General features: G+C 60.1%; 24 protein-coding genes. 10 read left to right on the forward strand and 14 right to left on the reverse strand.

Features of this window, described 5'->3' with window-relative positions; all coding sequences use genetic code 11:
- Both BFW87_RS01290 and BFW87_RS01295 read right to left on the reverse strand, forming a co-directional pair.
- The coding region (locus tag BFW87_RS01290) for a tRNA (adenine(22)-N(1))-methyltransferase TrmK (protein WP_139372379.1) at positions 1-243 on the reverse strand (243 nt) is incomplete at its 3' end.
- A gap of 24 nt (positions 244-267) precedes the next feature.
- Positions 268-978 (reverse strand): FadR/GntR family transcriptional regulator, encoded by a 711-nt coding sequence (locus tag BFW87_RS01295; protein ID WP_078738192.1) that lies wholly within the window; start codon positions 976-978, stop codon positions 268-270.
- A gap of 338 nt (positions 979-1,316) precedes the next feature.
- Between BFW87_RS01295 and BFW87_RS01300 the strand changes: the two genes are divergently transcribed.
- Together BFW87_RS01300 and gudD are read left to right on the forward strand one after the other, a co-directional pair.
- On the forward strand, positions 1,317-2,678 hold the full coding sequence (locus tag BFW87_RS01300) for an MFS transporter (RefSeq protein ID WP_078738193.1): 1,362 nt from the start codon (positions 1,317-1,319) through the stop codon (positions 2,676-2,678).
- A gap of 19 nt (positions 2,679-2,697) precedes the next feature.
- Positions 2,698-4,023, forward strand: a complete 1,326-nt coding sequence (gene gudD, locus BFW87_RS01305; RefSeq protein ID WP_078738194.1) for a glucarate dehydratase — start codon at positions 2,698-2,700, stop codon at positions 4,021-4,023.
- A 213-nt stretch (positions 4,024-4,236) separates the two neighbouring features.
- Here the strand turns inward: gudD and BFW87_RS01310 are convergent, their stop codons facing one another.
- The 3 genes from BFW87_RS01310 to BFW87_RS01320 all read right to left on the reverse strand — a co-directional run bounded on the left by BFW87_RS01310 (position 4,237) and on the right by BFW87_RS01320 (position 5,985).
- Positions 4,237-4,617 carry an addiction module antidote protein gene (locus BFW87_RS01310; protein ID WP_078738195.1) on the reverse strand — a complete coding sequence of 127 codons (381 nt, stop codon included), beginning with the start codon at positions 4,615-4,617 and terminating at the stop codon, positions 4,237-4,239.
- Between the two features lies 1 nt (position 4,618).
- Complete coding sequence (locus BFW87_RS01315; RefSeq protein WP_078738196.1) at positions 4,619-4,921, reverse strand: type II toxin-antitoxin system RelE/ParE family toxin; 303 nt, start codon at positions 4,919-4,921, stop codon at positions 4,619-4,621.
- 140 nt (positions 4,922-5,061) lie between these two features.
- Positions 5,062-5,985 carry an ABC transporter substrate-binding protein gene (locus BFW87_RS01320; protein WP_078738245.1) on the reverse strand — a complete coding sequence of 308 codons (924 nt, stop codon included), beginning with the start codon at positions 5,983-5,985 and terminating at the stop codon, positions 5,062-5,064.
- A 300-nt stretch (positions 5,986-6,285) separates the two neighbouring features.
- On the opposite strand from BFW87_RS01320, the gene BFW87_RS01325 reads away from it, so the two are divergent.
- A complete protein-coding gene (locus tag BFW87_RS01325; protein ID WP_078738197.1) occupies positions 6,286-7,524 on the forward strand; it encodes an acyl-CoA dehydrogenase family protein in 1,239 nt (412 codons plus the stop codon).
- Between the two features lie 22 nt (positions 7,525-7,546).
- Here BFW87_RS01325 and BFW87_RS01330 read toward each other — a convergent pair whose 3' ends face one another.
- Entirely contained in the window at positions 7,547-8,557 is a 1,011-nt protein-coding gene (locus BFW87_RS01330; RefSeq protein ID WP_078738198.1) for a zinc-dependent alcohol dehydrogenase family protein, read from the reverse strand.
- A gap of 145 nt (positions 8,558-8,702) precedes the next feature.
- Between BFW87_RS01330 and BFW87_RS01335 the strand changes: the two genes are divergently transcribed.
- Complete coding sequence (locus BFW87_RS01335) at positions 8,703-9,617, forward strand: LysR family transcriptional regulator (protein WP_078738199.1); 915 nt, start codon at positions 8,703-8,705, stop codon at positions 9,615-9,617.
- 176 nt (positions 9,618-9,793) lie between these two features.
- On the opposite strand, the gene argE is transcribed toward BFW87_RS01335, so the two are convergent.
- The 7 genes from argE to BFW87_RS01370 all read right to left on the reverse strand — a co-directional run bounded on the left by argE (position 9,794) and on the right by BFW87_RS01370 (position 16,962).
- Positions 9,794-10,945, reverse strand: a complete 1,152-nt coding sequence (gene argE, locus BFW87_RS01340) for an acetylornithine deacetylase (RefSeq protein WP_078738200.1) — start codon at positions 10,943-10,945, stop codon at positions 9,794-9,796.
- Positions 10,942-11,619, reverse strand: a complete 678-nt coding sequence (locus BFW87_RS01345; protein ID WP_078738201.1) for a DUF1028 domain-containing protein — start codon at positions 11,617-11,619, stop codon at positions 10,942-10,944. The genes argE and BFW87_RS01345 overlap by 4 nt, the downstream gene beginning before the upstream one ends.
- 9 nt (positions 11,620-11,628) lie before the next feature.
- Complete coding sequence (locus BFW87_RS01350; RefSeq protein WP_078738202.1) at positions 11,629-12,360, reverse strand: class II aldolase and adducin N-terminal domain-containing protein; 732 nt, start codon at positions 12,358-12,360, stop codon at positions 11,629-11,631.
- A gap of 54 nt (positions 12,361-12,414) precedes the next feature.
- Complete coding sequence (locus tag BFW87_RS01355; RefSeq protein WP_078738203.1) at positions 12,415-13,245, reverse strand: ABC transporter substrate-binding protein; 831 nt, start codon at positions 13,243-13,245, stop codon at positions 12,415-12,417.
- A gap of 26 nt (positions 13,246-13,271) precedes the next feature.
- Positions 13,272-14,144, reverse strand: a complete 873-nt coding sequence (locus tag BFW87_RS01360; RefSeq protein WP_078738204.1) for a phytanoyl-CoA dioxygenase family protein — start codon at positions 14,142-14,144, stop codon at positions 13,272-13,274.
- Between the two features lie 26 nt (positions 14,145-14,170).
- Positions 14,171-15,688, reverse strand: coding sequence for an amino acid ABC transporter permease/ATP-binding protein (locus tag BFW87_RS01365; RefSeq protein ID WP_078738205.1), 1,518 nt, complete (start codon positions 15,686-15,688; stop codon positions 14,171-14,173).
- 299 nt (positions 15,689-15,987) lie between these two features.
- The gene (locus BFW87_RS01370; protein WP_078738206.1) at positions 15,988-16,962 is read right to left on the reverse strand and encodes a LysR family transcriptional regulator; all 975 of its coding nucleotides are present in this window, start codon (positions 16,960-16,962) and stop codon (positions 15,988-15,990) included.
- A 189-nt stretch (positions 16,963-17,151) separates the two neighbouring features.
- On the opposite strand from BFW87_RS01370, the gene BFW87_RS01375 reads away from it, so the two are divergent.
- The 4 genes from BFW87_RS01375 to BFW87_RS01390 all read left to right on the forward strand — a co-directional run bounded on the left by BFW87_RS01375 (position 17,152) and on the right by BFW87_RS01390 (position 20,011).
- A complete protein-coding gene (locus BFW87_RS01375; protein ID WP_078738207.1) occupies positions 17,152-17,574 on the forward strand; it encodes a RidA family protein in 423 nt (140 codons plus the stop codon).
- A 17-nt stretch (positions 17,575-17,591) separates the two neighbouring features.
- Entirely contained in the window at positions 17,592-18,032 is a 441-nt protein-coding gene (locus BFW87_RS01380; RefSeq protein ID WP_078738208.1) for a type II 3-dehydroquinate dehydratase, read from the forward strand.
- 155 nt (positions 18,033-18,187) lie between these two features.
- Positions 18,188-19,438, forward strand: a complete 1,251-nt coding sequence (locus tag BFW87_RS01385) for a flavin-containing monooxygenase (protein ID WP_078738209.1) — start codon at positions 18,188-18,190, stop codon at positions 19,436-19,438.
- Between the two features lie 321 nt (positions 19,439-19,759).
- A complete protein-coding gene (locus BFW87_RS01390) occupies positions 19,760-20,011 on the forward strand; it encodes a DUF6124 family protein (protein ID WP_078738210.1) in 252 nt (83 codons plus the stop codon).
- 83 nt (positions 20,012-20,094) lie between these two features.
- Here the strand turns inward: BFW87_RS01390 and BFW87_RS01395 are convergent, their stop codons facing one another.
- Positions 20,095-20,565 carry a hypothetical protein gene (locus BFW87_RS01395; protein WP_078738211.1) on the reverse strand — a complete coding sequence of 157 codons (471 nt, stop codon included), beginning with the start codon at positions 20,563-20,565 and terminating at the stop codon, positions 20,095-20,097.
- Positions 20,566-20,767: 202 nt separating this feature from the next.
- On the opposite strand from BFW87_RS01395, the gene BFW87_RS01400 reads away from it, so the two are divergent.
- Positions 20,768-21,076 (forward strand): hypothetical protein, encoded by a 309-nt coding sequence (locus BFW87_RS01400; protein ID WP_078738212.1) that lies wholly within the window; start codon positions 20,768-20,770, stop codon positions 21,074-21,076.
- Between the two features lie 307 nt (positions 21,077-21,383).
- Positions 21,384-22,295: an enoyl-CoA hydratase-related protein gene (locus BFW87_RS01405; protein WP_078738213.1), complete on the forward strand. Its 912-nt coding sequence runs from the start codon at positions 21,384-21,386 to the stop codon at positions 22,293-22,295.
- Positions 22,296-22,332: the final 37 nt, after the last annotated feature.

Genomic DNA, 22,332 nt, shown 5'->3' on the forward strand with positions numbered 1-22,332 from the left:
CGCCATGCCATCTGCCAGACGCACGGTGATGTTTTTTTCCAGGCCGTTATCGCGCAGGGTGCGCTGGGCCGCGTGAAACGGCGGAGCCGCCACCTCCCCCGCCAACGCCGCCGTAATCAGACCGCGACGCAGCATGGCCACCGGCAGGTAGCCGTGGTCGGAGCCGATATCGGCCAGGCGTGCACCAAAGGGCACGTTCGCCGCCACGCGTTCCAGGCGCATGGATAAAGTGTGTTCGTTCAACGGTTGTTCCTTGTCACCAGAAAATTACTCACCTGAAAACCGGTCGCGGCTGTTGGTCAGGTGCAGCACCATCGCCGCCCGCGCTGCGTCGGGGTCCTGGCGCTTGATTGCGTTGAAGATTGCCTCGTGTTCCAGGTTCGCCAATTGGCCCAGTTTGGCAAAGTCTGCACCGCCGCGCTCGGCGCCCTTGACCTGGGTGCGCGGGATCATCGCATTGCCCAGGTGCAGCATGATCTCGGTGAAAAACGTATTGCCGGTGGCTTCGGCGATCAGTTGGTGAAAGCGTTTGTCTTCTTCCACGCAACTGTCGTTGTTGGCCAGCGAGGCCTGGTAGTCATCCAGCGCCTGGCGCATGTGGGCCAGTTGCTCGTCGCTTCGGCGCAACGCTGCCAGCGCCACGGCCTGCACCTCCAGGCCCAGGCGCAACTCAAGCATGTTGCGCACGCTGGCGACCGTGTCCACGTGCAGCCGCAAACCTTGTTGGGCGTGCGGCTCCAGCACAAAGGTGCCGATGCCGTGGCGCGTCTCTACCAGGCCTGATGCCTGCAACTTGGAAATGGCCTCACGCACCACGGTTCGGCTCACACCGTGTTCAAGCACGATGGTGGATTCCGATGGCAGTTTTTCACCGGGCTTGAGCTGCCCGAGCAGGATGCGCTGGGTCAGCGCCTCCACCACGCCCTGAGCGAGGTTATTGGAACGTTTACGGACAAGGGTTCCGCTGTCAATCGGCATCGCTACGGGTCCACGGGGTTGGGCTGCGGGGGAGCTTAACACCCCTGCCGGTTTGATTCGAAAATCAATCAACTTGTATGACAACCAATCTAATCGTTTGAATGCCTAGTAACCCACAGGCTAATCACCGAACGCTTCAGACGTCATCTTTACTGACAGCGAACCTCATAAAAACCCAGTAAACACTGCACAAATAACCAAAACACCTACTCACTCACCCGGCTTATAAGAACAAAATCACCCAGCACTGCATTGCGATTCCTGAAAAACAACTTGTATGATGTCTGTCAACAAAACACGCAAACCCGCATAAAAATAATCAGGGGGAGTTTTGAATTGTGAACAATTCAAGCCATGCATCTGCCGCACCAGAAAGTGATTCAGTGCTCGCGCGCGCCGTGAGCAAAGTGAAGGGCCATGTGCTCCCACTGTTCGTGATCATGTTCATCCTCAACTACATCGACCGGGTCAATATCGGCTTCGTGCGCACGCACATGGAGCATGATCTGGGCATCGGCGCCGCCGCCTACGGCCTGGGTGCCGGGCTGTTCTTCATCGGCTACGCGTTATTCGAAGTGCCCTCCAACATGCTGCTGCAAAAGGTTGGCGCGCGTATCTGGCTGACCCGCATCATGTTCACCTGGGGCATCGTCGCCACGCTGATGGCCTTCATTCAGAACGAAACCCAGTTCTACATTCTGCGTTTCCTGCTGGGCGTGGCTGAAGCAGGGTTCTTCCCCGGGGTGATCTACTACTTCACCCGCTGGCTGCCCGGAGTCGAGCGCGGCAAAGCCATTGCGATCTTCCTCAGCGGTTCGGCGGTGGCCTCGCTGATTTCCGGCCCGTTGTCAGGCGCGCTGTTGCAAATCGAAGGGTTTGGCTTTCACGGCTGGCAATGGATGTTCGCCATAGAAGGTCTGGCCTCGGTGGCGCTGGGCTTTTTCGTGTGGTTCTGGCTCGACTCCAACCCCCATGACGCCAAATGGATGACTCGCGAAGAACAGGACGCACTGGTCGGCGCGATTGATCAGGAACAGCGTGAGCGTGAGGCACTGACCACGGTCAAACCGACGATTGGCAAATTGCTCAAGGACCGCCAGATCCTGCTGTTCTGCGCCCTGTATTTCTGCATCCAGCTGACGATTTACGCCGCGACGTTCTGGCTGCCGAGCATCATCAAGAAGATGGGTGACCTGAGTGATGTACAGGTGGGGTTCTTCAACTCCATTCCGTGGCTGATCTCGATTATCGCCATGTACGCCTTCGCTTCGCTGTCAGGCAAATTCAAATTCCAGCAGGCCTGGGTCGCGGCAGCGCTGTTGATCGCGGCCGCCGGGATGTTCATGTCCACCACCGGCGGGCCAATCTTCGCCTTTGTCGCGATCTGTTTTGCGGCCATCGGTTTCAAGTCGGCGTCCTCGCTGTTCTGGCCGATTCCACAGGGTTATCTGGACGTTCGCATCGCCGCAGCCGTGATCGCGCTGATCAACTCCATCGGCAACCTGGGCGGTTTTGTAGCCCCCACTACCTTCGGCTTTTTGGAACAGACCACCGGCTCAATCCAGGGCGGCCTCTACGGCCTGGCGGGTACCTCGGTGCTCGCGGCAATCCTGGTGTTCTTCGCCAAGACTGCGCCCTCTGCCGTATTGACCACGCCGAGCGCCGTGCCAGCGGGCGCCGCCATCAGTAAACCTCTTTAAGCTTATTCAGGAAATTGCCATGAGTACTCCCGTCGTCACCCACTTCCAGGTTATCCCCGTCGCCGGCCACGACAGCATGCTGCTGAACCTCAGCGGCGCACATGGGCCCTACTTCACCCGCAATATCGTGATTCTCAAGGACAGCAGCGGCAACACCGGCGTGGGTGAAGTGCCCGGCGGCGAGCGCATCCGTGAAACCCTGGAAGACGCGCGCAGCCTGGTGATCGGCCAACCCATCGGCCACTACCAGCGCATCCTCAACCAGATGCGCAGCACCTTTGCCTCACGGGACGCGGCCGGGCGCGGCCTGCAAACCTTTGACCTGCGCATCACCATCCACGCCGTCACCGCCATGGAAGCCGCCCTGCTCGACCTGCTGGGGCAATTCCTTGAAGTGCCCGTGGCCGCCTTGCTCGGCGAAGGGCAACAGCGCGATGCCGTAAAAATGCTCGGCTATCTGTTCTATATCGGTGATCGCAGCGCGACAACCTTGGCCTATCGCAACGAGGCCGACGCCGACGATGACTGGTTCCGCCTGCGCCACGAGAAAGCGCTCACCAGCGACGCCGTGGTACGACTGGCCGAAGCCGCCAAAGCCAAATACGGCTTCAACGACTTCAAACTCAAAGGCGGCGTATTAAGCGGCGATGCCGAAATCGAAGCCGTCACCGCGCTGGCCGAACGCTTCCCGGACGCGCGCATCACCCTCGACCCGAATGGCGCCTGGTCACTCAAGGAAGCCATCCGCCTGTGCCGCGATCAACACCACGTACTCGCCTACGCCGAAGACCCGTGCGGTGCCGAAAACGGCTACTCGGGCCGCGAAGTCATGGCCGAGTTCCGCCGTGCCACGGGCCTGAAAACCGCCACCAACATGATCGCCACCGACTGGCGTGAAATGGGCCACGCGATCCAGTTGCAATCGGTCGACATCCCCCTTGCCGACCCGCACTTCTGGACGATGCAGGGTTCGGTCCGCGTGGCACAAATGTGCAATGAGTGGGGCCTGACCTGGGGCTCGCACTCCAACAACCACTTCGATATTTCCCTGGCGATGTTCACTCAGGTCGCCGCCGCGGCACCGGGCGATATCACGGCCATCGATACCCACTGGATCTGGCAGGACGGCCAGCGCCTGACCAAGGAACCGCTGAAAATCGAAGGCGGTTATGTGAAAGTGCCGAGCAAGCCCGGCCTGGGGGTGGATATTGATATGGACGCCGTGGCGAAGGCCCACGAGGTGTACAAAGGCATGGGCCTTGGCGCGCGGGATGACAGCGTGGCGATGCAGTTTTTGATCCCGGGGTGGAGCTTTAACAACAAGCAGCCTTGCCTGGTGCGTTAGGGCTCCCTGCGAACACAGCACCTGTGGCGAGCGGGCTTGTTGTTGGGAATGGGCTTTCTGTGGCGAGCGGGCTTGCCCGCGTTGGGCTGCGAAGCAGCCCTGAAACCTGACAGCGCGGTCTATCAGTTGCACCGCGTCGTTTGAATTGGCAGCGCTTCGCACTCCAACGCGGGCAAGCCCGCTCGCCACAACAAGCCCGCTCGCCACAGGAGATCAGGGTTTACTGGCCGCTGTCGATTTTGCCCTGGCCGTTTTCCTGGGTGCAATTGGCTGCACCGTCAGCTCCACACCCAGGGCCAGCATCAGCTTCTGAATCGTCTCATAGCGGGTTTTCGAACCGCCTTTCAGGGTTTTATAAAGACTCTCCCGATTGACCCCCGCCGCCTCGGCGACTTTGTTCACGCCCTGGGCTTTGGCAACCTCGGCAAGCGCCTTCATCAGTATCTGCGGGTCTTGCGACTTCATGCTTTGCGCCAGATACGCGCTGATAACCTCCGGGCTGTCGAGGAAGCGCGAGGCTTCGTAAACGCTGGTACCGGAGGTATCAAGATCGAGGATCGGCATGTCCTCAGGTTTGAATTTTGATTCGCTCATTTCATCTACCTCTCAGGGCATCGAGTATCTCTTTTGCCCGCTTGATTCCTCTGTTCTGGTCGGTCTTGTCACTGCCCCACAGCATCAGATACGCAGCGATGCCCGTGCGCACAAAATAAATCCGGTAGCCGGGCCCGACAAAAACACGCATTTCACTCAAGCCTTCGCCTACCGGCTCGCAATCGCCAAAGTTGTTTTCTTCGGCGCGGTCCAACCGAGTCAGAACAGCCGTTTTGCCGCAAATATCCCTCATACCGTCGAGCCATGTATCGAACTCCGGCGTCCTGCCGATCAAATTAGTCACGACGTCACTTGTAGCCTACTGGCTACTCCCCTCTGATGCTAGTGAATTTTCAAAACCGGTGAGCTCCGGGTTAAAAAACACTAGTCCAACCCCCGCAGGAGCAGCCGATCGAATCTATTAGCGCTTGTTTCTCCTGCCGTTTAAAGCGCCCGATCAAACAACGGCGTCACGTCATACCGCTGCTTGAGCATTTGCGCATCCACCAGGAAATCCGCCGTGGCCTGGGCCTCGCTGACAATTGTCGGCGAGATCGGCAGCACCTTGATCGCATCACGTTTGAACCACACCTTGGCAATATCCGGTGCTGATTGGTTGGCCTTCGACCAGGCTTCGGCGTACGCGTCAATATGGCTGTTGCTCCACACCCGGGCGCGGGTCAGGCGGGCGATAAAATCTTTGATGATCGCGCCTTTTTGCGCGAGCGCCGGTTCATACGCGACGATATAGGTGGGCGCGCTCATCAGGCCCTTGGCATTGCGAATCAGCGTGCTGCCCTCTTTTTCCTGCAGCGACACGTAGGGTTCCCAGGTGCCGAAGGCGTCGATATCACCCTGAGTCAGCGCCAGGCTGGCTTCGGCGGGAAGCAGGTATTTGAAGGTCACGCTGCTGCGCGGCACGCCGGCCTCATCCAGGGCTTTGTAGGCCAATTGCTGGCTCCATGAACCGTTCCAGATCGCGACTGTCTTGCCCTTGAGGTCGGCCACCGACTGAATGCCCTTGCGCGCCACAATGCCGACGCCGTCGAGGCTGGTTTGGGTGCTGGCAACCACCTTCACGGGCGCACCATTGGCGGCGAGGCTGATCACCGGCGTGTCACCGACGATGCCGACATCCAGGGCACCGCTGGCAACGGCCGAGGCTACTGGCGAGCCGGTATTGAAGCGTTTGAAATCGATTTTATACGGCAAGTCTTTCAGCTCGCCGGACAGCTCCAGAACGATGCGGTTGGAAAAGAATTGGTCGCCCACAGTCAGGGTCAGTGGCTCTGCCGCCCATACCGATGAGCCGTGCAGCGTGAGAGAGGCCAGGCCCAACAGGGCGAGCAGGTTTCGACGATTGATCATGAACGCAATCCACAGGTTGATGGCTGACTCAACCATCTGTGGGCGTGCAGTCTGGTGATGAGAGGAAGGTTTGGCGGTCGCCGAGCGTGGCGCCCGTAGAAGCTAACGCAATAAAACCGCGAGGTTTAATACTGTTGCGCACTATCGATAGAACTGGCGCACAGCTCCATAGCTATTTTTCGTATTAAAAACTTCGCCAACCGTGGGTTAGGGTTACGTCACCAGACCACTGGGCCCTGCTTCTGAACCCTTTTTTACAGCGCCGCCGCGACCACGCGTGCCGGCCCGGCAAGGTCAATCATGTCCAATCCTGCTTTGAACATCTGGGGCGCACCGCCGTCTGCCCGCTATGAACAACTGGCTGCACCGTTTCGCCCGCTGTTTGCACAGATTCTCGCCAAGGCCGCCGAGGCTGATCAGACGCGCGCCAGTCTGGCCGAGGTTATCCAGCAACTGAACTCACTGGGTTTACCGCGCTGGCGTCTACCCGCGCGTTACGGCGGCCAGGATGCAACCTTCGCCGAACTGCTCGCCTTGCTCACCGAACTGTCCGCCGCCGACTCCAACATCACTCAGTCTCTGCGCGGGCATTTTGGTTTTTGCGAAGACGTGCTCTGCGCCAAGGACCTTGAGTGGCGCGCCACCTGGCTCGACCGGCTCGGCACAGGCGCCCTGCTCTCCCCGGGCAGCACCGAAGTCGGCAACCAGACCCGTGGTGAATTCGAAACCCGCCTGCACCGCGATGCAAGCGGCACGCTGCGCATCAGCGGCAGAAAGTTCTACACCACCGGCGCGCTCTACAGCGACCTGATCAACACCATCGCCACGGGCGAAGACGGCGAAACCCGCAGCGTGGTCGTCAACCTCAAGGCCCCCGGCGTGCAGATCATCGATGACTGGAACGGCTTCGGCCAACGCCTGACCGCCAGTGGCACCTGCATCTTCGACAACGCCCCGCTGGAAGACGAAGGGCGCCCCACCACGCAACGGTTTGGCTACGGGCAATCGTTCTTCCAGATCTACCACCTTGCTACCCTCGCCGGCATCGCGCGCCGTGCCGCTTTAAGTGGCGCCGAAGAACTCAGCGCACGCGCCAGAACCTTCACCACCGGTAACGCCGACACCGCTGCCCAAGACGTGCAATTGCTGCAAGTGATCGGCGAAGTCGCCAGCCAAGCCTACGCCGCGCAGGCCATCACACAGCAGGCGGCGCGGCGCTTGGATCAGACCGCGCACTACGTGATCGCCCATGATCAGCCACTGCACGATGATGACCCGCAGGTGGCACTGGCAGAGCTGGAAGTATGCCTGGCGGTAAACCCGGTGATTGATGCGACGCTTGCTGCGACTACAGCGCTGTTCGATGCACTGGGCGCCAGTGCCACGGCCAGTAACAAGGCGCTGGACCGGTTGTGGCGCAATGCGCGCACCTTGGCGAACCACAATCCGCGGGTGTACAAGTCGCGAATTGTGGGCAATTACCTGGTGAATGGGTTGCTGCCGCCGGCGCAGTGGCGAGTGGGTGTGGCAAAAGGCTGACGGTCACTGTGGCGAGCATTATTTAAGCGATCTTGATGACCACCTTGCCAAATGCCCCTCTTGCAAGATGCTCATAAGCCTCGCGCGCCTGTTCGAACGAATACACCCGCTCGATCACGGGGCGAATCTTGTGCTCGTTCAAAAACGCGTTCATCCGATCAAAGGATGAGCGCGGTGCGACAGCGATACCGCGGATCGTGGTCTGACGAAATATCAGCGGCATCAGGTTCAATTGCACGGTCTGCCCCGTCAGAAAACCAATCTGCGCGATACGCCCGGCAGCCTTGGTGGCCGCCACCGACTGGTTGATGCCACTGCCTCCGGCAACATCGAGCAGCAGGTCAACGCCCTTGCCCTCGGTCAACTTCAGCACCTGCGTTTGCCAGGCAGGCGTGCTCCGATAGTTGATACCTGCCGCGGCGCCCAAGCCGATGACGGTTTGCAGGTTTTTATCACTGCTGGACGTGGCGATCACTCTGGCCCCCAACGCAGTTGCGATTTGCACAGCGAAGATGGACACCCCACCGGTGCCCTGGACCAAGACGGTCTGACCGGGCTGGATCTGCCCAAAATCCACCAGCGAGTACCAGGCCGTTAACGCAGCGATCGGCAACGTGGCAGCCTCCTCGTCGCTCATGTTATCGGGGGCGCGCACCGCACTGTCCTCGTGGATGATCATGTACTCGGCCAGCCCGCCAGGCAACGGAGAACCAAAGCAGTAGTCCGGCTCATCCGGACCGGGTTCGCCGTCCAGCCAGCGTGAATACAGGTGCGAGTTCACGCGATCGCCTACGTTGAAGCGCGAAACACCCTCACCCACCGCGACCACGGTACCGGCGGCATCGCTTACCGGAATCAGATCCTTTGGCACTGTGTGCGGTTCGTAGATGCCATCCACGATGGCCTTGTCGCGAAAATTCAGCGAGACGGCACCCACCTTGACCAGCAGCTCGCCGGGCTTTGGTGTTGGTGTAGGCACTTCAGCCCTGTGCAGATTGTCGAGCCCGAATTCTTTGAGTAACCAAGCCTTCATAACGTATTCCCCGCGTGACGTGAGAGGCGGCATTGCCTTGAACACATCATTCGCCGTTTGCCTGAGGCAATAAATACGCAGAAATGCACATGATTGTTCTATTCTGATGCAACAGTCATAACCAAAACCGTGATCAGGGCCCCCCATGGAACTGCTCCAATCGATGCGCTTATTCGCCCGCCTCGCTGAACTCGGCAGCTTTACCAAGGCGGCCGAGTCCCTGGCGATCGGCCGCCCGCACGTTACGCGCGCCATTCAGGAATTGGAGTCGTCGCTGGGCGTGCGTCTGTTCCAGCGCACCACGCGCAAAGTCACGCTCACGGCTGAAGGTGAGCAATTCTATGGGAGGGTGCAGGAAATTCTCGGCAACATTGCTGACGCGACCTCCATGTTTGACCCCACCGGGGCGACCCTCAGTGGCAGGTTGCGCGTCGACATCCCGACGGCCTTTGCGCAAGTCGAATTCATCGACAGCCTGAAAGAATTCGCCAGTGCTTTTCCAGGCATCAACCTGATACTCGGCGTTACCGACAGGACCGTGGACCTGGTGGGCGAAGGGGTGGACTGCGCACTGCGCATCGGCGATTTACCGGACTCCACGTTGGTCGGGCGACCCGTGGGCATGGCGACCTTGATCACTTGCGCCGCGCCCAGCTACCTGAGGGCCCACGGTGCACCCGAGCGAATTGAGGCGCTGGCGGCGCATCAGGGCGTCAGCTTTCTGTCTGGCCACAACAACCGGATCCTGCCCTGGCATTTTCGGGTGGACGGCGCGGACCACGTGCATGTCAGTCAGGCCGCCATCACGGTGACCGAATCGCACACCTATGTTCAATGTGGCGTGGCGGGTTTCGGCATCATTCAAGCGCTGGGCATTTCAGTCAGCCACCACCTCGACAGTGGCGACCTTGTAGAAATCCTGGCGCCCTACCGCCCCGCCCCCAGACCGGTGACGTTGCTCTACCCGAGCCGCACGCACATCGCGCCGCAGGTGCAGGCCTTTACGCAGTGGCTGCTGGAGCGTTTCCCACAGATTCATGCGCAGTGGCTGGAGGCTTAGCTCTCACACGATCCGGGAGGGGTATCGCCTGATGAAGCCCACACATCCAGTGTGGGAGCTGGCTTGCCTGCGATAGCAATCCATCAGTCAAACATGGGCCAGCTGACCCACCGCTATCGCAGGCAAGCCAGCTCCCACATTTTTACCCGGTGCATGGCTGGGAATAGGCGTTGGTATTACTGGCTCACAAACGCAAGCACCCGCGCCAGCATCTGATCACAGGCTTGCAGTTGTGCAAGGCTGATGAACTCATCCGGCTTGTGCCCCTGCTCCATGCTGCCCGGCCCGCAGACCACGGTGGGAATGCCCGCCTGATCAAACAGCCCGCCTTCGCTGCCGAAAGCCACGGTGCCGTAATCCCGGGAACCACAGAACTGCGCAACCCATTCGGCCGCCTGGCTTTCTACCGACGTCGCCAGGCCCGGATAGCTGGATAACTCGCTGAAGTTGATCGCGCTGTGTGCGCTCACGGCTTGCATCGCAGGCAGCAAGCTTTGCTCGGCGTAATCGCGCAATTGGTCGGCCACTTCCCAGGGATTTTGGGCCGGCAAGGAGCGCACTTCAAAATCGAAGCTGCAATTCTGCGGCACGATATTCAGCGCCTTGCCACCGGAGATCACACCGGTTTGCACGGTGGAAAACGGCGGATCAAATCGCGCATTCAAATGCTGCGGCGCCTTGAGTGTTTCCCCCAGCCTTACCAGCTCGCCGATCATCCGCGCGGCGTATTCGATGGCATTGACGCCCGACGGCGCATACGCCGAATGGCACGCCGCACCGTGCACTTCACAGCGCATCGCCAACTTGCCTTTGTGGCCCAACACCGGTTTGAGCTCGGTGGGCTCGCCGATCACGCACAGCAGCGGTTTGACCGGCTGCGCGTGAAACCTTTCGATCAGCGAGCGCACGCCGAGGCAGCCGACTTCTTCATCGTAAGACAGCGCGATATGCACCGGCATGCGCAACGGCGCCGCGACCAATGCTGGAACGCAGGCCAACACGCAGGCGATGTAGCCCTTCATGTCGGCGGTGCCACGGCCATACAGCTTGCCGTCCTTTTCCGTCAGGTCGAACGGCGCCACGTTCCAGCGCTGGCCGTCCACCGGCACCACGTCGGTGTGGCCAGACAACACGATACCGGGCACATCGACCGGGCCGATCGTCGCCAGCAGGTTGGCCTTGCTTTTATGTTCGTTGAACACCAGCTCACAGGCCACGCCATAGCCTTGCAAATAGGTGCGTACAAAATCGATCAAGGCCAGGTTGGATTCACGGCTGGTGGTGTCGAAGCGCACCAGCTGCGCGAGCAGGTCGCGGCTGCTGTTCATCGGTCATCTCCCGGCACGGCATAGCCCGACGCCTGTTGCGGGTCAAGCGCACGGTCGATGTAGGCCTGCAACTGCCCGCGATAGGCTTGCCAGAGCTGGTCGAGTGCGCCAATCGGGTCTTCATCGGCCCAGTCCACCCGCAGGTTCACGATAGGCCACAATAAGTCGTCGACAACAATCAGCGCAGCCGAATGCACCGGCCCGGCTTCGCCGCCTTTGGCCTGACCGGTGTGCATCGCGGCGAGCAGGCGATCGGCGAGGTGCCCGGGCGCGTTTTCAAAGGCGCGCACCATGGCGTCGATCACACCGGGGTTGGCGAGCATATTGCCGGCGGCCACGCACTGCTCACCGCTCAGCGCGGCATGAATGCCCAGGGTCTGCGCGCCGCTGAAATGCGCGGTGCGGCCTTCATGATCAATCACCGTCACCTGGCGGTATTCGTGGTGTTCTTCGTTTTCAAGCGCCCTGGCCAACGCCTCAATCGGCGCCATGCCCTGCTCCAGCCGGTCCAGCACCGACGGCCCCAGGCTCGGCAAGGTGATGTTCTGCGACGCCACCGCCCCCACGCCGGGCCGCAGCCACGGGCAACGCGCGCCCACGGCGATACTTGAGGAGCTGATCGCGATACCCAACTGGCCTGTTTCAGCGCAGCGAGCGACAACGGAAAACGTCATAAAAAGCCCTCAGTCGAGCACCGATGGATCGGCCTCGATCATCAATTGCTTCATCTCTTCAAAGTGCTGGCGCGAGAAGTCCGCAATGCCTTCCCAGCCCCGCGCGGTTTTCTCCGCCACTTCATCCGACAGCACGCGCAACGGCTGCCCGGTGGACCACGCCGTGACCAGAATCTGGCAGGCACGCTCCAGGTTCCAGATATCGTCAAAGGCTTCGCCGATGGAAACCCCGGTGACCATCACGCCGTGGTTACCCATCAACAGCCGGCTCTTGCCGTCGAGCAACCCGGCCAGGCGCGCGCCTTCGGCTTCGGTGTCGGCCATGCCGCCGTAGAGTTCATCCACCGCCACGCGGTTGAAGTAGCGCGCGGTGTTCTGGTCGATCGGCGGGATATGCGGCTTGGCCAGGCACGCCACTGCGGTGGTGTAGATAGGGTGCAAGTGCAGCACGGCGCGGGTCTGTGGCAACAGGCCGTGAATCTGCCCGTGGATGGCCCAGGCGGTGGAGTCCACTTCCGGGTGATCGGCACTGGCCGGGTCGTCGGCGTTCAGCAGCAGCAAGTCACTGGCGCGAATGCGCGAGAAGTGCTTCCACTTCGGGTTGAGCAAAAACTGTTTGCCATCGGCCGACACGGCAGCGCTGAGGTGGTTGGCCACCGCTTCGTGCATGCCCACGTGGGCAATGATGCGAAAGGTCGCCGCCAGATCAATGCGTGCCTGTTCTTCAAGGGATAACGCCATGAATCGGTCTCCGCAAGGCGCGCGCCGCAAAGAGCTGCGGCGCGCGCGATAGGCTTACTTGGGCATCAGCTCGGCGATGTCGGCGTCGGTCGGTGCCTGGAAGTTGTACTTCTTGAGCAAGGCGGCGTATTCCGGGGTAGCGCGGTATTTCGCCAGGCCGTCGACCAGGGCTTTCTTCACGTCGTCATTGCCCTTCTTCACGCCAAAGCCGTTGAGCACCGGGTAGATCAGGGTGTCGGACGAAATCACCACACGGCTGCCGAGTTTGTCGATCACGCCACGGGCCACGGCGGCGTCGGTGATTTGCGCTTCAACCGCGTGGGCGAGCAAGGCCTGGGTGGTTTGCGGGTCGGTGCTGTATTCGCTGATTGCAATCGGCTTCAAGCCCTTGGCCACGCAGTATTCATCCGACAGCTTGTGCATCTGCGCCAGCCAGGAAGTGGCGCCCATGGAGCCAAGCTTGTGACCACAGAAGTCTTCCGGGGTCTTGGGCTGGTACGCGCTGTCCTTGAGGGTGAGGATCGACTCGCCGCTTTTCAGGTAGGGGATCATGTCGATGACTTTGACCCGCTCGGCGGTGATGTACATCGACGAGTTGGTCACGTCAAAACGCCCGGCTTGCAGGCCGGTGATCAGGTTGGGGAAGCGCGTGTCGAGGGTCTCGACCTTGCGGCCCATGACTTTGCCCAGGCCTTCCATGAACTCGATATCAAAGCCCGCCGGTTTGTTGTTGTCCATGTACTCATACGGGAAGAAGGTCACGTCGGAACCGGCAATGATCTTGCCTTCCTGCTGGAACGCCGAAGCGGCCAACGAGGTCAGTGCAACCGCAGCGCCCAGCAGGCACACGGCAAGGGGGCGAACACTTTTACGAAATGCTGTCATGGTCATTACCTGCAAGGGTTAGGAGGTTAGGCAGTGGCGGAGTCTTGACCGGCCTGTTGCACGAAAAAGGACGCGCCACGGGGTTTCTGCGGTAAGCGCATGTGGTTGTCCGTGGAGCGCACCAAACCGCTTTCTTCACCGGCCACCAGCAGGCCGGCGTGTGCGCTGGGCAAAGGGTTTTCGCCGAATGGCAGCGCGTCTTCAGCGGCGTAGACGCTGATGAACAGGGTGCGCGGCAGTTCGGTCTCGTTAGGGCTGGAAGCATGTAAAAGGCGCGTGTGCATGAAGCACACGGAACCGGCCGGGCCGTAACAGGCCACCGGTTGCTGGCAGTGTTCTTCAACCACTGCATCGTCCACCGAACCGGTGAAACGCTGGTCCTGCCAGTGCGACCACAGCGGGCCTTTGTGGCTGCCGGGGATCACATTCAGCGGGCCGTTTTGCGGGGTGACTTCGCTGACCATCAGCAAGGCAGTGACGATGTCGTCGTTGCTGTGGGGCGTGAACAGAAAGTCCTGGTGCCACTTCACTTGGGTCGCGGTGTGCGGCAATTTCGAGTTGATCTTGCTGTGATGAAAACGCGCGCCGCCAGCGCCGATCAGCTGGGCGGAAATCGCCGCCATGCGCGAGTGCAACGCCACGCGCTCATAGACCGGGGAAATCTCGGTGGGCGAACTCACCCGGCGCAGCGACGGGTGATCCGGGCGGTGATCGCCCTCCAGATCAAACCGTGCGCGGCCATCCACGGTGGCGCCCCAGCCTTCAGCGTGGCTGCGGCTGTCTTCCACCCACTGGTCGAAGTCATGTTGCAACGCGGCCACTTCGTCAGGTGACAGCACGTCTTGCACCACCAAAAATCCGTCACGCTGGAATTGTTCGATTTGCGCTTGCCCGATCATTTTCTGGTTCCTCAACGTTAAAGGGTTCACGCCAGCGATACGTCCTTGAGGAACGCCTCGACGCGTGGGTTGTGGCCGCTGCGCAGGGCAACCGGCGTGTCGTCGCAGACCACGCGGCCCTTCTCCATGAAGACGATGCGGTCGGATACCTTGAAGGCGAAATTCATCTCGTGGGTGACGATCACCATGGTGATGCCCTCCCCGGCCAGCGCTTCGATGACCTGGAGCACTTCGTTGACTTTTTCCGGGTCGAGGGCCGAGGTCGGCTCGTCGAACAGCATGATTTGCGGGCGCATCATCAAGGCGCGGGCAATCGCCACGCGCTGCTGTTGGCCGCCGGACAACTGGTGCGGGTACTTCCAGGCGTGGTCGAGCATGCCGACCTTGTGCAGCAGCGCGTAGGCCTGTTGCTTCAGCTCGGAAGTGGCGCCGAGGCGGTGGTATTTGGGCGCCATCAGCAGGTTGTCGAGCACACTCAAATGCGGGAACAGGTTGAAGCTCTGGAACACCATGCCGATGTTCAGGCGATGCTCGGCGTGCTCGATGAACTGAGGTTTGAGCGCGCCGGTTTTGTTCAAATGAATGAACGGCAAACCGTTGATGTGGATCTCGCCGTTGTCCAGTTGCTCCAGGCCGTTGAGCAGGCGGATCAGTGTGGTTTTACCCGAACCCGATGGCCCGATCACCGACACCACTTCACCTGGCTGCACCTGCAAATTGACCGAGCCCAGCACCTCGATATCGTTGTAGGCCTTGTGCAACCGCGAGGCTTGCAGCGCGGCGACGCCGGTGCTGGCCGGGCGCGCCATGGCCGGGCGTTGTTGAGTGGCCAAAGCCAGCACCGCGGCGTCCGGCACACGAGAAACGTTGCGCTGATTGACGTCGAGGAAGCGCTCCAGGCGTTTGAGCAGAAAGTCGAACACGGTGACGATAAACACGTAGAAGAACGCTACCGCCGCCATGGTTTCAATCACCAGGAAGTTCTGCGAATACAGGCGCTGGCCGACCATCAGGATTTCGGTGAGGGAGATCACCGACACCAGCGAGGTGAGCTTGACGATGGAGATGTATTCGTTGGCCAGTGACGGGAGCGCCACACGCAAGGCCTGAGGAATCACCACACGGATCTGGGTGCCAAAGAAGCGCAAGCCCAACGCCCGCGCCGCCTCGCCCTGGCCCTTTGGAATCGAGAGCAAACCGCCGCGATGAATCTCGGCCACATAGGCTGTTTCGCAAATCACCAAGGCCAGCAGGCCGGACCAGAACGGGTCGGCCAGAATCGCCGAGGTGCCCGGCAGCGCCTGGGGCAAGTTGTAGATAAAGATCAGCAGCACCAACAACGGCAGGCTGCGAAACAGCCAGATATAGCCACGCGCCGGCAAGCTGAGCAGCGGGCTTTTCGATTGTTTGGCCAGGGCCAGCAGAAAGCCCAGAGCGATGCTCAAGAGCCAGGTCAGGGTACTGAGCTTGATGACCGTCCACGTCGCGCGCCAGAACTCGGCATCGCCGAGTAAACCAAACATGTAGTGCCAGTCGAAAGTCATCGTCGTGGTGCCTTGAATAAGTTGATCTACATCGATGGGTTCAGAGTCGTGGCGGGAGGTGTTCAGGGTCAATTCGTAAAAGCCGGGGCACTGGGTAGGCAGAACCTATGCAGCCATCTGAAGGCACTGATAGCTAATGTGGGAGCTGGCTTGCCTGCGATGGCGGTGGCTCAGTTGGCATCTCATCCACAGGCAGACCGCTATCGCAGGCAAGCCAGCTCCCACAGTGGATCTGTGTTATCCAAAATGGTGCACGGGCAAAACGCGCACGACCGCGCACGCCACTTATTGGTGCAATCTCAGCTCACACCACTCAACACCCGCACCGCGTGCGGGTCAAAAAAGCTCGGCGGCGCCATGCCGGGGATGTACTGGTCGGACACAAACATGCGGCAGCGCTCGGCAAATGCCGACACCACCCGCGACAGCTGCGTGTTGCTGGCCGTGGCGTAGCCCAGGCGCATCGGCCGGTGCGAGCCCGCCAGGCGCAGGCGAATCACGCGTTTGCCGTCCTGGGACATATTCGATTTGGGCCGCGCATTCGCAAATGAATAGCCAATGCCATTGCCGACCATCGCGCGCACCGTTTCGAGGTTGGTGGAGCGCATGATGATGTTCGGTGTGGTGCCCGCCTGGATAAACAGGCTGAGGAAATAGTCACGGCTCCAAGGCGTGTCGAGCAGCACCACCGGGTAGGTTTCGAGGTCCTGCATGCTCACTGCCGCTGCGGTCGCCAACGGGTGGTACTCGCCCACCATCACGTACGGCGGCAGGTGCGCCAATGGCTGGAAGTCGATGTCCGGGCTGGTCACCAGGTCATACGTCAGGGCGATATCCAATTCACCGCTGCGCAATTTCTCGAGCAATTCCTCATGGTTGCCTTCGGCCTGGGTCAGGCGAACACCGGGAAAGGCGCGGCCAAAACCAAACACCAGTTCCGGCGTGATCATCGGCGCCAGCGACTCCAGGCAACCCACCCGCAACGGCCCGCGCACGGTGTTCAACGATTCGGAGGCGATGGTGTAGAGGTTGGTCATCTGCTCCAGAATCAGCTTGGCCTCCTGCATCACCTGGCGCCCCACGGCCGTGAGGGAAATGCCCTGGGCGTGATGCCGCACAAACAGCTGAATCCCCAGTTCCGCTTCCATATGCGTGATCGCCGCCGAGATCGACGGCGACGACACATGGATGCGTTCCGCCGCAGCACTGATGCTGCCCGCCTCGCCGGACGCGACGAAATATTCCAGCTGGCGTTGAGTAATTCGACTGAGCATCACGCCTCCACAGCAACAACAAGTAGGTATCCGCAGTCGGTATTGCAGAGTTCGTGCCGGGTCACTGCCCCAGCCGACGAGGCGCACAGGCTTCGGTTTTTCCTAAGCACTACCCCGCGCAAATGCTGGTTTCGCCAGAACCGGCGCGGTGTGAAGCTGCTGTCATCCCGCTTCCGACGAGTTTGCGCCATGCCCACCCACACCCGTATCCGCATGTTCAACACCAAGCAGACGTACCCCAACCAAGCGCTGGACAACGACCTGTGCCAGGCCGTGCGCGCCGGCAACACCATCTATGTACGCGGGCAGATAGGCACCGACTTCGACGGCAACCTCGTCGGCCTCGGCGACCCGCGTGCGCAAGCGGAACAGGCGATGAAAAACGTCAAGCAACTGCTTGAAGAGGCCGGTTCCGACCTGTCGCACATCGTCAAAACCACCACCTACCTGATCGACCCGCGCTACCGCGAACCGGTGTACCAGGAGGTCGGCAAGTGGCTCAAAGGCGTGTTCCCGATCTCCACCGGGCTGGTGATCTCCGGCCTGGGCCAGCCGGAATGGCTGATGGAAATCGACGTGATCGCCGTGGTGCCAGATGACTGGCAGCCCTGAATAACCTGGAGTACGCCATGAGCCACCGCGTGTTTTTTCTCAATGGGCCCAACGCCAACCTCTACGGGCTGGACAAAAACGGCGCCTACGGCAGTGAGAGCTTTGCCAGCATTGAAGCGCGCTGCCACCGCCACGCCAGCGAACTGGGCCTGAGCCTGGTGTTTCGCCAGAGCAACCACGAGGGCGTGCTGGTGGACTGGATTCAAGAGGGCCGGCTGAACGGTGACGCCATCGTGATCAACGCCGCCGGGTTGAGCTACAGCTCGGTGCCGATCCTGGATGCGCTACTGGCCTTCGACGGCCCGATCATCGAAGCGCACATGAGCAATATCTGGAAGCGCGAAAGCTTTCGGCATCAGTCGTACTTGTCCAAGGCCGCCACGGGCGTGATCGCCGGGTTGGGCGCGTTGGGTTACGAGCTGGCCCTCACAGCGGTAGCCACCTTGCTGAAACCGTAAGTACACCACCGCTCAACTGTGGGAGCTGGCTTGCCTGCGATGCCATCAACCCGGTCTGCCTGACACACCGGGCCGCCCGCATCGCAGGCAAGCCAGCTCCCACAGTTGGGCCTCGGTGTTGCGCAGATAAATTTCTTATTTCCAGGAAACGCCTTATGTCAGTAGAAACCATCAACACCCTGGTCGTCGGCGCAGGCCAGGCCGGGGTTGCCATGAGCGAACACCTGTCCCTGATGGGCGTGCCGCACATCGTGCTGGAGCGCCACCGCATCGCTGAACGCTGGCGTTCCGAACGCTGGGACTCGCTGGTCGCCAACGGCCCGGCCTGGCATGACCGTTTTCCAGGGCTGAAATTTGAGGGCATTTCCCCCGAAGCCTTCCCGCCGAAAGAGCGCATGGCCGACTACTTCGAAGCCTACGTCGATAAACTGCAGGCGCCCGTGCGCACCGGCGTGGAAGTGCAGCAAGTGGAACGCCACGTGGGCCGCCCCGGCTTCAAGGTCACCACCTCGGCCGGCGTGATCGAAGCCGCCAATGTGGTGGCCGCGACCGGCCCGTTCCAGCGCCCGTCCATCCCGGACATCGTCCCAGCCTCGGCGCCATTGCACCAACTGCACTCTTCCACCTACAAAAACCCGGGCCAACTGCCCGAGGGCGCCGTACTCGTCATCGGCGCCGGCGCCTCCGGCTCGCAGATCGCCGAAGAACTGCAAAAGGCCGGCAAAACCGTCTACCTGTCCGTCGGCGAACACTACCGCCCGCCCCGCGCCTACCGTGGCCGCGACTATTGCTGGTGGCTGGGGGCGCTGGGCTTGTGGGACGAAGTCAAAATCCAGCCGAAGAAAAAGCACGTGGCCTTTGCCGTCAGTGGCTACGAAGGCGGTAAGACCGTGGACTTCCGCCGGCTCGCCCACCAAGGCATCCACCTCGTCGGCGTCACCCGCAACTGGGACGACGGCGTCATGACCTTCGAACCCGGCCTGGCCGCCAACGTGGCCGAAGGCGACCGCGCCTACTTCGACGTGCTGCGCGACGCCGACGCCTACATCGAAGCCAACGGCCTGCCCTTCCCCCAGGAACCCGACGCCTGGGAACTGCTGCCCGACCCCGAATGCCTGGTTAACCCCACGCTCAGCCTGAACCTGGCCGAGGTTGGCGTGACCACCATTCTGTGGGCAACCGGGTTTAAATTCGATTTCAGCTGGCTGCAAGTGGATGCCTTCGACGAAAAAGGCGAGCCCTTCCACAAGCGCGGCATCTCGGCGCAGAGCGGGATTTACTTCCTCGGCCTGCCCAACCTGGTCAACCGTGCGTCGTCGTTTATCTATGGCGTGTGGCACGACGCGAAGTACGTGGCCGACCATATTGTTTTGCAGAATGAGTACATGTCCTACAGCAAGCCCTGAAACAGCAAAGTCCTAGGCGACAGCGCCTTGCTCCTTTGCCTACGCGTGCGTCAGAATCCGCCGGCTTGTGCGCTGGAGTGGGCGTCTCTAAGGTTGCCCGGTCGCTGAATACTCAGTGATCGGGTTTAGTAGCCCGCGTGACAACATAAAGTGCATGAGCTCATCTCTCAGATGTTTTTGTCTGTGCTTGATGGTGGCTGTGCGCAGGGCGCCCGCGGGCGCGCCGGCTTTGTGTGTTTCCCCGGTCTACTAACCTGTGCACAGCTGCCACCCCTTCGTTTAGTAGCGAAGAGGTGTTGGCCCTAATCAGGTACAACACACATGCATAAAGTAACGCCCAACCCGCCTCCAACACCCAGCTTGTTCAGTATCGCCGCCGACGCCAGCAGCGAAACCCTGATCACCAACAGCTATGAAACCTTTTCCTCGGTGACCGCCTTGTTGCTCGACCTGTCGGAGGATCTAACCGGCAAGCAGCGCGATGTGGCGCTGGCGATTCACCAATTGAGTGAGTTGGGGGTTTTGTTGCTGGACAGATTGATGGAGCGGGAGGTCTCGGTAGCGGGTAGCTAAGATTTCAAATCAATAAGCTGGCAGATCAAGCAAATTGGGGTCAGACAACATTTAAAACTATGCTGATCTGACCTTTTTTTCAGTCAGCCAACGGTGACACCACCGTTTACACAGTCGTGAATGGCGCCGTCGATCTTGCGACACAACAGCATCAGCACATCCGAAATGTCTGCATCGCAAGGGTCTATCGCCGCCCCCAGTGTGGACACCGTTATCGACGAACCGTCATTAATCACTTGGTCCGGCGTGGTCGACTGGATGGCCAGCCTTGCATCATATTGAGCTATTTTTTGTGCGGTCTCGCCGTTCGGGTCGAGGTTTTCCCATCCGATAATTTCCTGAATTTCCCCAGGTACCCAGTCAGGGTCGTCCTCAATTTGAATCAGAAAAGGGATAGGGGTATGGACCAGCAATTGTGGGATGACTATCCCATAGCCACTCCACTCCGTTACCGAGACGTGCCACGGGGCGTTTTCTCGCAGGTGTCTGGCAACGTCTGACAACGTCAAACCAACGCGTTTTGAGTTGTAAAAAATGTGTGCAGAGCTCGTCATAGCGTTGCGCCTGTCGACCATCGGTTATTTGCACGCGATGCTAAAGCGCTTGCGGGTTATAGGCAATTTCAAATGACTCCTTCCCTCCGTGAACATGATCACCACTGATACCGATAGAGAAAACGCCCGCCTTTGGTTGAAGTGCGGGGCGTTTGGGTGTGTGGTTCAATGCATCCATCAACCCATGCGCAAGGAGGCAGCCATGAGCCGCTACGAAGGCAAACCATTTCTAAAGCTAGTGGATTTCTACATTTTAAAATCCATCGGCAAACTTGAGCCCGGGCAGTTGAATGCTCTGGCTCAAATTGAACCCAAACTACGCGAGACCTATGCCCTCCAGGGAACGTGGTTTGAAATAGTCGCCAAGCAGATGGATCTTCCAGATAACTTTTCCAGCCTTATCAACGCCCAATGGGATTCCTATTCCAACTATATGCAGCAGAATGGATTGACTGCCGACCCCATGGAGTTCACCTACCGATTTGTAGATACCAACCTGGTCACTAATTAAGGCATCCGCTTTTTGCGCAGGCCTTGATCCGAGCCGCAAGCAGCTCCTGAATAAATCTGCGAAATATCATGGGGGAAACGGGGTCAGACCACATTCAGACAAGAGTGGTCTGACCCCGTTTTTTGCGAGCCCGTTTTTAAGCTTGGCTAGAACGAGATCAACCGCAAACGAGCATTCCAACCAGGAATAAAAGTTAGTCCCGCTTGCCGCCTATAGCCGATTCATTCCCTCCTTTAACCTCCCTGCGTCGACGCCAATCTGGCGCCCCGCCGAGTCGCTGCGACCCATTCCACAAAGGGAACTCTCGATGCAAAGGTTATTCCAGACGATCTTCATATTCTCAGCACTTTCCCTGTCCACGGCGTCTGCCTTTGCGCAATCGGTCGACGACGCCAAAGCCCCCGCTGCCAACGTCACCATGGTCGATATTCCCACCAGTGCAGCCCACAAGATCACTGTCGAGCGTCGCGGTCAGGTCGTCTTGATCGGTATCAACCGGCCTTCCATTCAGAACCGGCTGGATCCGGAAGCGTATCTGGCCCTCGCCAAGGCCTATTACGACTACGACCATGATCCGTCGCTGCGTGCCGCAGTGTTGTTCGGGCACGGCGAAAACTTCTCGCAGGGCCTGGACGTTGAAGGCTTCAAGGCTGCTGCTACTTCGGGCGGGGTGACGCTCGGTGACGGCGCGATTGACCCGCTCGGCAAGAAAATGCCCTTCCTCACCAAACCGTTGATTGTGGCGGTGCACGGTGACACGTGGAATATGGCGCACGAGCTGTTTCTGGTTGGCGATATACGGGTCGCGGCGAACAACACCGACTTCGGGCAGGACGAAAATACCCACGGTCGTTACCCGGGCGGTGGTTCGACCGTACGCTTCGTGCGCGAAGCCGGCTGGGGCAACGCGATGCGCTACATCCTGACGGGCGATCATTGGACCGCAGGTGAGGCCTACCGCATGGGAGAGATCCAGGAGATCGCCGGTCCCAAATCTTCCCTGGACCAAGCCATCAAGATCGCAAACAAAATCGCTGCCAATGGCCCGTTGGGGATCAAAGCATCGCTGGCCTCTGCACATCGGGTGATCGACCCGGTGCAAGCCGATGCGCTGTCCGGTTTGGATGTGCAACGTGCAGCGCTGTATAAATCGAACGATTTTCAGGAAGGACGCAAGGCGGAAGCCGAAGGGAGAAAACCTGTCTACCAGGGTAACTGAGGCCCATTGCACATCCCAAGGAGGCTGCGCCAAGCAG

The sequence above is a fragment of the Pseudomonas fluorescens genome, from assembly GCF_002022275.1.
Classification (GTDB): domain Bacteria; phylum Pseudomonadota; class Gammaproteobacteria; order Pseudomonadales; family Pseudomonadaceae; genus Aquipseudomonas; species Aquipseudomonas fluorescens_AJ.